Annotated in this window: 7 protein-coding genes; all 7 read right to left on the bottom strand. The window is 44.1% G+C overall.

What is annotated here, in order from left to right; translation table 11 throughout:
- Positions 1 to 22 precede the first annotated feature (22 nt).
- Entirely contained in the window at positions 23 to 580 is a 558-nt protein-coding gene (locus BLS28_RS22875; RefSeq protein WP_091172841.1) for a hypothetical protein, read from the bottom strand.
- An 86-nt stretch (positions 581 to 666) separates the two neighbouring features.
- Entirely contained in the window at positions 667 to 1,302 is a 636-nt protein-coding gene (locus BLS28_RS22870) for a hypothetical protein (RefSeq protein ID WP_091172838.1), read from the bottom strand.
- Positions 1,303 to 1,473: 171 nt separating this feature from the next.
- Positions 1,474 to 3,750 (bottom strand): GH92 family glycosyl hydrolase, encoded by a 2,277-nt coding sequence (locus BLS28_RS22865; RefSeq protein WP_091172835.1) that lies wholly within the window; start codon positions 3,748 to 3,750, stop codon positions 1,474 to 1,476.
- Positions 3,751 to 4,084: 334 nt separating this feature from the next.
- A complete protein-coding gene (locus BLS28_RS22860; RefSeq protein ID WP_218134499.1) occupies positions 4,085 to 6,271 on the bottom strand; it encodes a hypothetical protein in 2,187 nt (728 codons plus the stop codon).
- Positions 6,272 to 6,447: 176 nt separating this feature from the next.
- Positions 6,448 to 7,197, bottom strand: coding sequence for a DUF3823 domain-containing protein (locus BLS28_RS22855; protein ID WP_091172828.1), 750 nt, complete (start codon positions 7,195 to 7,197; stop codon positions 6,448 to 6,450).
- Between the two features lie 13 nt (positions 7,198 to 7,210).
- The gene (locus BLS28_RS22850) at positions 7,211 to 9,121 is read right to left on the bottom strand and encodes a RagB/SusD family nutrient uptake outer membrane protein (RefSeq protein ID WP_091173132.1); all 1,911 of its coding nucleotides are present in this window, start codon (positions 9,119 to 9,121) and stop codon (positions 7,211 to 7,213) included.
- 13 nt (positions 9,122 to 9,134) lie between these two features.
- A complete protein-coding gene (locus tag BLS28_RS22845) occupies positions 9,135 to 12,308 on the bottom strand; it encodes a SusC/RagA family TonB-linked outer membrane protein (protein ID WP_091172823.1) in 3,174 nt (1,057 codons plus the stop codon).
- Positions 12,309 to 12,424: the final 116 nt, after the last annotated feature.

Below are 12,424 nucleotides of genomic sequence, written 5' to 3'. Positions count from 1 at the left end.
GTTTTGGGCGGGCATAAATGGATTAGTCCGCCCTGTAGGCTTTCAATACTTTCCTTTCCCTACCTTCTCCGGGCCAAAGGGTGATCTTATAATGGTCGGTACCTTCGTCCTCATCGGGATTCACGTTTTTTACAGCATACGAATAAATGCGCACGCGATATCTTGCCGGGGTAACAATGGCTTTTAAGATAATTTTTGTATCCGGAAAATTCAGGATCTCCATAATGCCCGAATTTAGTTTTACACTTCCTTCTACAACATGGTCGTATTTGCTGAAATCTTTCTCGGCGTCGGCTGTGTTGAGCACATTAAGTTCGGCCCGTATATGGCCATAACTGGCTGTTTTTATGCCGATGATATCTTCGGTAGTTCCTAAGCGCGCATTTTGGGCGTCGCTGTTCCAAAAAGTTGTATCACCTGTGGTACCGGTAAAGGCCGAATCGCACAGGTAAAATTGGTTATGGGTAGTGAAAAAATCGAGGTTGTATTTGCCGGAAGGGTGTAAGGAAAAAGCTAATATCGCAGGCAGTACCAAAAGACATATGAGTAGTACTGAATGATGTGTTTTTTGCCCTTTCATTGATAAGGCAAGTTACAAAAAAGATAAAAGTAAATTCACCAATTAAACGTAAACAAACCCTAAATAGCTGCTTAAAACCATATTCTTTATTGCTTTTGCCTGGCTTTATTCACAACCTCTTTAAAATCGGCATAATAAGAATCTATTGTTTCTTTCTTGATAACTGGCCAAAGGCTTTTATCAACGCTTAACTTATCTATGTCTTCGTCTTTTACCTTATCACGTGCTGTTAAAACGTTGATCCATCGCTGATCATATAATTCGTCATTTGCAGTTACATAGGCTACAACCTGGGGAACAACCTTTTCTAAGGTATCCAGATGCTCAAAGGCATATTGGTTTATCGACATCCCGATTGGGCCGTTCCAATTGGCTGCCGATACCGTTTTATCTACACTGCGGTTTACATCGTATCTTGATCTTAATTGCGCTACATAAAACCAAAAACAGGCATCGCTATATTTTTCCTGCCCAAATAAAACCATAGCCATAGTAAATAATACCGGAGGGATATGTTTATTGGCGCTGGCCTGCACAGAGGCAATAAGCTTATTTTGAGTTTTGTTGGCGCTGCGATCATAAAATGCCATCATCGCTTTCGCGTCTTCATCATTGAATATAATCCGCTCTGCCTTTGATTGTCCGGCCTTTAACGCCGCAAAATCCTGCGCTTTAACAATAGAGGTAATTGTGATAAATATGAAAAGAAAAAGATATTTCATGGTTTAGTGCTGGTTGCTAAATGTAGGCAAAAAAGCTTTCGTATAGAATATCTAAAACAAGAAACGCATCACCCGCATCTCCCGTCATGCATGTTTGATCTGCATAGCGGGAGACACATGTGATGCGTCTCTACAAAAGCCCTCCCCATTGGGGAGAGTTGGGAGGGGTGTTTACTTCTCGTTACTCATTGAATAAGGCACATCGGCATCTTTGGTACCGCGGTCTTTATTCGGAGTGGCCTGCATATCAAAATCAAGCACTGCACCGTTTAACAAACCTTTGTGGCTTAACCAGTTGTTGGTATATGGTTTACCGTCAACAGTAAGTGTATTTACGTACCTATTATCCGCGCTGTTTTTAGGCGCGTTGATGGTGATGGTTTTGCCGTTCTCTAAATTAACAGTTACTTTTTTAAACAGCGGGGCACCTAAAACATACTGGTCGCTGGCCGGGGTAACCGGGTAAAAGCCCATAGCCGAGAAAATGTACCATGCAGAGGTTTGACCATTATCCTCATCGCCGCAATAGCCATCCGGCGTAGCCCTGTACAGCCTGTTCATAGCTTCGCGAACCCAGTATTGAGTTTTCCAAGGCTGGTTTGCGTGATTATATAAGTAGATCATATGCTGGATAGGCTGGTTCCCGTGAGCGTATTGGCCCATACCTGCAATCTGCATTTCACGGATCTCATGGATCACACCACCGTAGTAGCTGTCATCAAATACCGGAGGCATTTCAAACACCGAATCCAGCTTGGCTGCAAATTGCTGCTTGCCACCCATCAGGTTTATTAAACCCTGAATATCGTGGAACACGCCCCAGCTATAGTGCCAGCTGTTACCTTCGGTAAAGGCATCGCCCCATTTAAACGGATTAAATGGCGTTTCAAAAGTACCATCCTGGTTTTTACCGCGCATCAGTTTAGTTTGCGGATCAAAAATATTGCGGTAGTTCTGGCTGCGTTTTTTGTAGATCTCAATTTCCTTTTTAGGCTTGCCCAAAGCCTTACCCAACTGGTAAATAGCAAAATCGTCATAAGCATACTCAAGAGTACGGGCAGCATTTTCGTTGATCTTTACGTTGTATGGCACATAGCCTAAAGTGTTATAATACTGCACACCCCGGCGACCGGTAGCATTAGGCCCTTCGTTGTTGGCACCGTGTTTAAGGGCCTGGTATAAAGTCTCGATATCGTAACCGCGCAGGCCTTTCAGGTAAGCTTCAGAAACTACCGATGCAGAGTTGTTACCTATCATACAATCAGCGTAGCCCGGGCTCGACCACTCTGGCAACCAGCCACCTTCTTTATAATCATTGATAAGGCCTTCCTGCATTTCTTTGTTGATAGACGGGTAAACCAAGTTCAGGAAAGGATACAATGCCCTGAAGGTATCCCAGAAACCGGTACCGGCAAACAGGTAACCCGGCGCAACTTTACCGTTGAATGGGCTGTAGTGTATATTTTGCCCATTGGCATCAACCTCATACATCTTGTTTGGGAAAAACAGCATACGGTAAAGGCTGCTGTAAAAAGTACGGGTTTGATCTATAGTACCACCTTCAACATCTAAACGACTTAACGTTTTGTTCCAGGTATCTTTTGCTTTTTGGCAGGTTGCTGCAAAATCGTCGTTACCCAACTCACGCTTTAGGTTAAGTTCGGCTTGTTCAATGCTGATGAATGAAGAAGCTACTTTCAGATGAACTTTTTCGCCTTTAGCAGTTTTCAGGGTGATTACCGCGCCGGCATGGTCGCCGGTGTATTCCAGTTGTCCGGCATCCTGTTTCCAATCGTGCCATGCCGAAGCCAGCGCAAAGGGTTTATCTACATAAATAACAAAGTAGTTTTTGAAATTGGCAGGTACCGCACCGCTGTTTTTAGTGCTGTAGCCAATGATCTTTTGCTCACCGGGAATGATCTTTACGTATGAGCCTTTGTCAAAAGCGTCGATCACGATGTGCGAACTCTCGCTTTTAGGGAAAGTGAACTGGAAGCTGGCAGCGCGTTCGGTTGGCGTTATTTCAGTTGTTACATCATAATCGGCCAGGTAAACGCTGTAATAGTATGGTTTCGCTGTTTCAGGTTTATGCGAGAACCAGCTGGCGCGATCTTTTTCATCCAGTTTTAACTTACCAGTTTCCGGAAAAACAGAAAACATACCATAATCATTCATCCAGGGCGATGGCTGATGGGTTTGTTTAAAACCGAGGATCTTATCGGCATCATAAGTGTACTGCCACCCATCGCCCATTTTACCGGTTTGCGGTGTCCAGAAGTTCATACCCCATGGCAGGGCTACTGCCGGGTAAGTATTACCGTTTGATAAGGATGGCTTTGATTGCGTACCCATGAGTGGGTTAATCAAATCGACAGGTGACGACATCTTTTCTTGTGCCGAAAGTGCTGCCGGTAAAAAGGCAAATGCAAGGAGGAGTAACTTTTTCATTTGTTATTTGGGGACTTTATTTTCAAATCAATACAGTATTATCGGTACTCAAAGAAATTTAAAACGGGGATTGCGCGATTCCCTCCCTCGGGAGGGTGTAAGGAGGGGTTAATCACCATGCATATTCATTAGCAAAGCCTACAAACCCCTCCCCGCCACAACACTTTCCACCGCACCCCTCCCAAGGGAGGGAATTAAAAAATCTTCCGAATAGCCGTTATCAACACAAGGACAAATTTTTTGAGCGAATTACGGAATCTCTTTTCAAAAAAACTTCCGCACGCGAGATTTCGCGTACGGAAGCATAAATCAACTCTCTCTCAAAAAGACTCTTTTACCATTTAATGCTCACCTTAATACCCTCGGGACTGTTGGCAAAGCCCAGGTACAAGGTTTTTGATGATTTATCCCACGAGGATTTTACATCAGCTATGGTTTTTCCTGTATTATCGGTAACTACTGTTTCTTTCGGTTGCGCCGGCAATAAGATCCGGGCGCTGTTTAATGTATTAATCGGGCTTTTGGCTACAAAACTGTAGCTGTTTTCCGTTATAACCTCATCATAAACCCTTGAGGCCGAAGCTAATACTTGTGGTTGTTTTTTATCCGCAACACGCTTAACTACATACAATAAGGCTTGCTCATTTGGATTGATCGTTTTTTCGGCGAGTACCGGCAATTGCGGATCGAACAGATCGATAACCGGGCCCTTTACCATATATGGCTTGCTATCGGCATTTTCATCCATTACCGAAATAATATCATACGGACCACGCTCCAGGTACATGCTATTTTTAAATTTTAGCTTACCACCATCGGCATCTTTTTCATAAGCTTGCTTTACAGTTTTGATGAAATTATCATCATTATTAGCCTGCATTACATACTCTTTGGGGTTTTGCCTCAGTACATAAACCGTACCTTTGCCAACAGCAAAACGCTGATCATTCCCGGTTGAGTTTATACCCAGCAGTTTAAACAGGTGCTGTGATGGCGCTTTAAAATTATTGCCTTTGGTATCCCACCATTCCATTACCGATTGGTAAGGGTCATCATCCCTGCCAACATAAATCAATACACCGCCCTGTTTAACCCAGGCAGCCAGTTGCTCGTGAACTTCGGCTGATACAGGTTTCATGTTCGAATAGCTCATCACCAAAACCTTAATATCCTTAAGCGATGCGGCATAACCCAGGTTTTCCATGTGTACGGTTTGTACCGGCACACCGCGCTTTACCAGTGGCAGCGTTTGACCATAGAAGTTAGAGAACTGCGGATCTTCAAAGCCGTTATGTGTAGGGAAACGCTGGAACATCAGTGTATTGCTCATCAGCACACCGATTCCATTAACACCAGATACTTTGTTGGTTGAAACAGGCATATCGTTCAGCGCGTTCACCATGATCTGCATCTGGGTTGAGTAAAACTGGGGGATCAGTGTTTTTTCATTAGTACCCAATACCGGGTAGGGGTGCGTATAGATCCTTTCGGGCCATGGCATTACCTCGTAATCGGCAACCATAGGGTATAACAGTTTAGCGGTAAAGGTAGCCTGGTAGTTGCGTTTGTAATCGCTCCAGTCGTGTACACGGTCTTCAATCGGGTCGGTGAGGAAAAATACTTTCCTCCCGGTTGGGGCCGTCATGGATACTACCGAACCATATTCAAGAAAGGCATTCTCAAATACACGCTCTTTTCTTTCGCCGTTAAAATACGTAGGCTCACGCGAAGTACCTGTCCATACCTGGGCAATATATCCGTCGATACCCGGTAACGAAGCCAGGCTTGCCTCCGGACTAACAATTTGCCATGATGAATAGTTTACCAGTGAGTGTGTAGCAATGAACACCTTAATGTTCATGCCTTTGCTTTTGCCGTACTCTTTGGCGTATGATGATACCTGTTTTATAGTTTCATAATACAGATTGTACTTTAGCTTGTTTGATAAGTAAGTATTTTCAGGAGATGCGTCCTGCGGTTTCCATGGGAAGCCGTAATATTTTTGCCATTGGTTTTTGAAGCCGGCGCTATACCCGGCACGGGCCCAAAACTCTGGTTCTTCTAAAAAAATGTTGGTGATACCAACGTCTATCACCCGTTTAACTACGGCGGTTTTCATGTATTCGATAAACGAATCATCGGGCACAACATAAGGCATATCCTTCCCGTGGAAAATTGTATCGCCTCTTTGAGTTACCTGCCCTACGCCAAGGTGGTTTTTACCATCCCATTTACCTAAAAAGTAATCTTTGTAATCGCCCCAGGCAATGCCGGTCATGAAATTTACGTCATAGCCACGGTCGCGCCATGATTTAACGCGTTGCTCAAAGGTCATGTTTGGATGATCGTTGGTACCATAAACAATGGCAATGTCCGATCGTACATCAATTTCGGGCCTCCAGGGACTGCTGGTTTGAAAAGCAGTTTTCTCTTTCAGGGAAGCCGGTTTAGGGTTAGAATCCTGCGCATAGGCGCTGGCAGCAAGGGCAAGTCCACAACAAAAAAGCAGCGTATTCTTCATAATGTAGTTTTAATAATAATGCCGTTCAGTCTTCAATCCCCAGTCTTTAGTTGAAAGTCAAAAAACAAGACTTTGACTTGCGAAAAGTACTATTGGCTTAGCGATGTTATATTTTATAAAACTGTGTTGGAAGGAACCGTTGCCGGCTCCCCCCTCACACAGGTATTTATTTCTTTTTACGGAACCTTTACCTCCTTAACGTCGGTATAGTTATAATAATTAAGGCCATAGGAAACCCTTGCACCTACGCGGATGAAATAACTCCTTTTACCCGGCAATGCACCACCAAGTGTGGTAAGACTAAGAGTTTTACCAACCGAGTTATTTGCATCATTACCGCCCAGCTTAGGTGTGTAGCGGTTATCGTAGTTATTATTGCCTACGTAATTGTTTGAATTAACAAATACAGCCACATCACTTACGTTTTGCTGAAAATTAGGATCGGCAGTACCCCGGGTAACTTTAAAGCTGGTAGTTATGGTGCCATCAGCATTTAAAACAGGATCGCCAACCCACTCTATCCGCAAAAATGGCTCAACCGAAAAGTTTACGGTGGTTACATCTTTAACATCAACCGTTTGGCTTTTATCAACAATGGTTTTGCCGGTATTATCAACCTGCACCAATGGCACAAAAGCGCCCTCGGCCGAAATTACATTTTTACCTGCAAACAGTTTGGTGTTTTGATAAGTACCATCCTGAAATGAGGATATATAAAAAGGGGTTGGGTTAGCGCTCCAGCTTATCTCCAATAATTTGATCCGGGTGCCGGAACCTTGCTCTGTTTGCAGGCTTTTACCATTACCAGCATCGGTTACGGTACCCTTTAGGGTAACATTGGGAGCGGCATAATTATCAACCTTTTTGCATGAGCTGCCTGCAGCAACCAATACACTTAATGCTATGCTATAAAATAGTTTTTTCATCTCTCTCTTAAAATTAATAACCCGGATTTTGAATTAAATTCTGGCTTTTCTGGATCTCGCCCTGTGGAATCTGCTCGTAGTACCAGCGCACGTCAAAAGTGTACCTTGAGTTACGTTCGTCTAAACGGGCATCAAAGAAATACTTACCATCATTGGCCGAATAGAAAGGCATAAGCGTGCGGTAAATAGTACTGTTTTGTTCTTTATCAGCAACCCTCCAGCGGCGCATATCCCAGTATTGTTTGTTTTCAAAACCAAGCTCTTTTTTGCGTTCTTTACGTACCACGTTAATGCTTAGGTCGGCAGTACCGGTTAACAGGTCGGCACCAGCACGCTCACGAATAGCGTTAATCTGGGTAAAGGCATCTTGTAAATAGCTTTTATCTGATTGGCCCAATGCGTTCAGCTCTACAGCAGCTTCGGCACGGTTAAGTAATACCTCGGCATAACGTAATTCGATCCAGGTTTGATCAGATCGGTTTTCCAACACTTCAGATGTTGGTTTATCCGGTACGATATATTTACGGATAGAGAACCCGGAAACAGAATTGGTACCATCTCCGGTGAAATAACCGCTTAAGCCGGCAGGGTTCATGGTTGTGCCGTTTGGCAATTTATATGGCGTTTGGCTGGCATTTGCCGATTGCACAATGTTATCAGTTGGATAATGAGCAGTTGAACCTGCAGGCAACAGCGGACTGATTCCACCTGCTGTAGGACCAGTATAAATCCCCCTACGAATTTCAATGCTTACACCTTTCATTACATCACCCGGCAAAACTACGGTTGCCCTTAGCCTTGGTTCGGCATTGGCAAATATGTCCACAGTGTTGGTGTACAGATCGTATTTTCCACCCGTTGTGGTTTTGATGGTACCATCAGCATTTTTAGGGAAGCCGTCAAACAGCTCCACAAAATCCAGCGTAGGGTTAACTTCGGATGAGTAACCATTAGCACCCATCAACTGGCGTGGCACATTATAGGCATCATAACCATGTACCGATTCAGGATAGTGATACTGGCGAACAAATATGTTTTCAGGGCTTGATGCATCAAAAAACATATTCACGTAGTTTAGGTACTGCGCATTTTTATCGCCTGCAGCCCATGCTTTTTTGTATAAGCTGTATTTACCATCAAGTAATGCCGCGGCGTCATAAGCTGCTTTAAAGTAAGTAACCGCTTTTGCCGCAGGGATACCGCAAAGCCTGTTACCGCCGCCATCAACCAATGTGATCTGGTTGTATTTGGCTATTGTACCGGCATAAAGCATTGCCCTTGATTTGAAACCGGCAGCTGCATATTTGCTGGCCCTGCCTGCCTGATTAGTTTCGGGAAGGTTAGTGTAGGCATAATCCAGATCGGTACCGATAAAATCATAGATCTTTTCTTCAGACGAGCGGGGGATTTTTAATTCTTCAATACTTTGCTCCGGGTAGTTAAGCACTTTATCAACAAGTGGTACACCACCGTAACGTTTAACCAGTGCGAAGTAAGTAGCCGCACGCACAAACCTTGCTTCACCCAACCAGTTATTTACCTGGTCGCTGGTAAAGTTACTTGCATATTTAGGCAGGGTTTCTGCAAAATAGTTGGCATCCCTGATAACCCTGTAGCAATCGCCCCAGGTTGAAAGGCCTGTATTTTCCTGCATTGATCCATTCTGGTCGCGGCTTAAAGCCTCGCCGGTTGTGGCACTTGTAGGGCTGATGATCCAGAACATATTCAAGCCTCTTTCGGGCGAATATCTGAAGTCTTCAATAGGCAATTCGCTGTACATGCGTGACATGTAGGCCTGAATACCCGCGGCGGTTGCAAAAACGTCATCGTCCTTAACAATGCTTGGGGGCAGGGTATCCAGCTTTTTACATGCCGTTGTCCAGCAAAGTAAAAAAGCCAATATCGTATATGTGTATTTTTTCATGATCTGTAATGGATTATAGTTTAACATTTACACCGATTGAATAAATTTTATCTAAGGGGTATAAATAGCCGTAGTTGGCCGATGGGTGCTCAGGGTCAAGGTATTTCAAACCTGTAATGGTTAAAATATTGTACCCGTTAACAAAGATCCTTGCACCTTTAATACCCACCTTTTTAGCGGCTGCGGCAGGGATACTGTAGCCAATCTCGGCAGATTTCAACCTTACATAAGCTGCGCTGTGAATGTTTGACAGTGAGTTGGTGTTAGCTGTTGTACCGGTAAGCGCAAAAGTACCCGGAGTCCAAACAGTGTTTGGATCATAAGGATCGGCTTTAGGATCGGTTGGATGGTACCTGTCCATAAACATACCCAAGGCGCTACCGCCACCCCATAACGGGATATTTAATTGCTCAATGTATGATACGTTGATGCCTGTAGCACCTTGCCATACGGTATTGATATCAAAACCTTTGTATGAACCGCCCAGTGTTAAACCAAATGTAGTTGAAGGTACGCTGTAGTTGTTGTTACTTACGTTTTGTGCTATCGGGTGTACGTCCTGATCGTTGATCACACCATCACCGTTCCAATCCTGCAAAATGTAGTCACCAACTACTGTGTTACGTGATACAAACTGCGGGCTGTTCAGGATCTGCTGGTAATTCTGGAACTGGCCGTTAGCTCCGTAACCCCAGAATATGTTATTGTAACGATTGTCGTTATTGTTATGCCAGTTAAGCTGTGAGTTACCATAAGCAGAGTGAACCTTGCTGATCCATTGTGTACGGGTATAACCGAATGTACCTTTAACAAAATAGTTAAAGCTGCCAATGTGGTAACGATGATTTATTTCGATATCAAAACCCTGGGCACGGTCGCTATTAAGGTTTTCCTGTGGTAAACCGGCACCTACAACACCCGGCAGGTTATCGGCACGGGTATCAAGCAAGCCGCTTCTGTCGCGCCTGAAGGCATCAACAGTTAAGCCTAACAAACCGTTCCAGGCCTGTAAGTCGATACCTGCGTTATAAGTTTTAGCAACATACCAGAAAATATAAGGATTGGCGATGCCACGGCTTTGTGCGCCGTTAACAAAAGTACCGTCAAACACTGATCCCGGAGGCAATCTGTTATTGTCACCTGTGGCAGGGTAGTTATAACCGGTAAGATATTGGTAAGCGTTAAGACCGGCGTCATCACCCAGTTTAGCATATGATAAACGGATCTTCAGGTCGTCGATAAAAGAAAGAGCTGATGTATTTTTCCAGAAGTTTTCCTGTGAGATTCTCCAACCTGCCGATGCACCCGGGAAAAAGCCCCAACGCTTAAGCGGAGAATTTTTGGAACTGCCATCATCCCTGAAGCTAAACTCAACCAGATATTTAGATTTGTAATCGTAGTTTACACGACCAACAAATGATTTGTTTACATAGTCATAAGGCCAGCCGCCATCAACCGTTGCAGTTTGATTTAAAGCGTTACCCGCCGATAGCTGATCAACTGGAAGCGATAGCTGACGTTGTGCATTAAAGTTATCTCCTTTTTGTTCACCTTCTTCATAAAGCGCTAATGCACTAATGTTGTGCCCCCCTTTAAACTGCTTAGCGTAATTTAATGAAAGCTGCATTAAGGTACTTGGCTTTTCATAAAACTGGCGTGTGAGTGAACCTGGTGTTTGGTTAGCTATTGCCTGATAAGAATTGCTGTTAGCGTCATAGTTATACTGGTTATATGAGCGCTGATAAATTTTATTACTTGAGAAATAGTAATCGTAGTTATACAAGCCCTTAGCACTTAAACCCGGTACAAAAGGCACATTGTACGTTGCAGATACCGAAGATTGTAACCATTTGTTGGCGATTTGTTTATAACCATCAACATTGGCATCGGCCATTGCAACAGGGTTTGAACCATCAACCTCGCCATTATTCAGGTAAGCCGGATTGTTGTTGGCATAGATACTTTGAGTAGGAACCTGCCTCCAGAATGAGCGGATGATCCACCAGGCATCCTGGTAAGGTTGATTTTTTTGTTCGATGGTGCCGCTCAGGTTTACATCAATGGTTAGGTTTTTATTGATTTTGGTGGTAAGGTTTGAGCGCAGGTTGTATTTTTTGTAGTTCAGGTCGCCGCTTTTGAAAAAGCCGTCCTGATCAGTGATACCCATACTAACAAAATAGCTGCTGTTATCGGTACCGCCTGTTGCATTCAGGTTATGCTGTTGCTGGGGAGCGCTGTTAGCAAAAACAGGGCTATACCAATCGGTACTGGTCTTTGAACCGTTTTTATAAGCGGCAAAATCGGCATCGGTATATTTCACTTGTCCACCGTTTACGTTGTGCAGCAACTGCTCGTTAACCAGGGTCATGAAATCAACAGCGCCAACAGGTTTTGGCATGTAGGATGGAATCTGCCAGCCATAGGTACCTGAATAATTAAGGTCAACCGCACCTTTTTTACCTTTCTTAGTAGTTACAATAACCACGCCGTTTGCAGCACGTACACCGTAAATAGCAGCAGATGCATCTTTCAGTACTGAAACACTTTCGATATCGTTAGGGTCAAGGCGGCTGATGTTATCGCGGGGAATCCCGTCAATAACCACCAACGGGTTACCAAAGCCACGGATATCAAAAGCATTGCTGAATGAACCCGGCTCAGATGTGTTTTGGGTGATCCGTACACCAGCCACTTTACCGGCAAGCATATTCAGCACATTCTCGTTTTTGGTAGTCACGATTTCGCTGTTGGTAACTGATGCAACTGATCCGGTCACCGTTGCTTTACGCTGGGTGCCATAGCCTACCACAACCACCTCGTTCATGCTGGTGGCGTTTGGCTGTAGCTTAATGGTGATGCTTTTCTGATTACCTACATTTACTTCCTGTGCAACGTAACCCAGGAAAGTGAAAACCAGCGTTTGGCTTGGTTCGGCATTGATGTTAAACTGGCCGTTAACATTAGTAGTTGTACCGTTAGGCGTACCTTTAAGCTTAACGCTTACACCGGGCAGTGGCTGCCCATGCTCGTCATTTACTACACCGGTTATTTTGCTGCCCTGAGCAAAAGCCGAAGTCCACATGGCTAAAAATAAAAGGGCGGTTATGCAGCATTGAAGCATCCCTTTAATTTTAGCACGATAACGGATGCGATGGCACCCATCCAAATTGGTAAAATTTTCGTACATAAATAATTGGTTAATGGGTTTATAACTCTTGCCAAAAGGGAAGCAAAAACCATTAAACAGGGATGGTTAAACCCGTTCAATACATATCATGCTTTCCATTTGGCACAGCAATGATA

It is taken from the genome of Mucilaginibacter gossypii (assembly GCF_900100945.1).
GTDB lineage: Bacteria > Bacteroidota > Bacteroidia > Sphingobacteriales > Sphingobacteriaceae > Mucilaginibacter > Mucilaginibacter gossypii.
This window is presented reverse-complemented; position numbering and strand designations above follow the sequence as displayed.

What these genes read in the sequence shown, in the direction of transcription:
- BLS28_RS22870 (WP_091172838.1), bottom strand. Translation starts at nt 1,302, where the DNA reads ATGAAATATCTTTTTCTTTTCATATTTATCACAATTACCTCTATTGTT.
- BLS28_RS22855 (WP_091172828.1), bottom strand. Translation starts at nt 7,197, where the DNA reads ATGAAAAAACTATTTTATAGCATAGCATTAAGTGTATTGGTTGCTGCA.
- BLS28_RS22850 (WP_091173132.1), bottom strand. Translation starts at nt 9,121, where the DNA reads ATGAAAAAATACACATATACGATATTGGCTTTTTTACTTTGCTGGACA.
- BLS28_RS22860 (WP_218134499.1), bottom strand. Translation starts at nt 6,271, where the DNA reads ATGAAGAATACGCTGCTTTTTTGTTGTGGACTTGCCCTTGCTGCCAGC.
- BLS28_RS22845 (WP_091172823.1), bottom strand. Translation starts at nt 12,308, where the DNA reads ATGTACGAAAATTTTACCAATTTGGATGGGTGCCATCGCATCCGTTAT.
- BLS28_RS22865 (WP_091172835.1), bottom strand. Translation starts at nt 3,750, where the DNA reads ATGAAAAAGTTACTCCTCCTTGCATTTGCCTTTTTACCGGCAGCACTT.
- BLS28_RS22875 (WP_091172841.1), bottom strand. Translation starts at nt 580, where the DNA reads ATGAAAGGGCAAAAAACACATCATTCAGTACTACTCATATGTCTTTTG.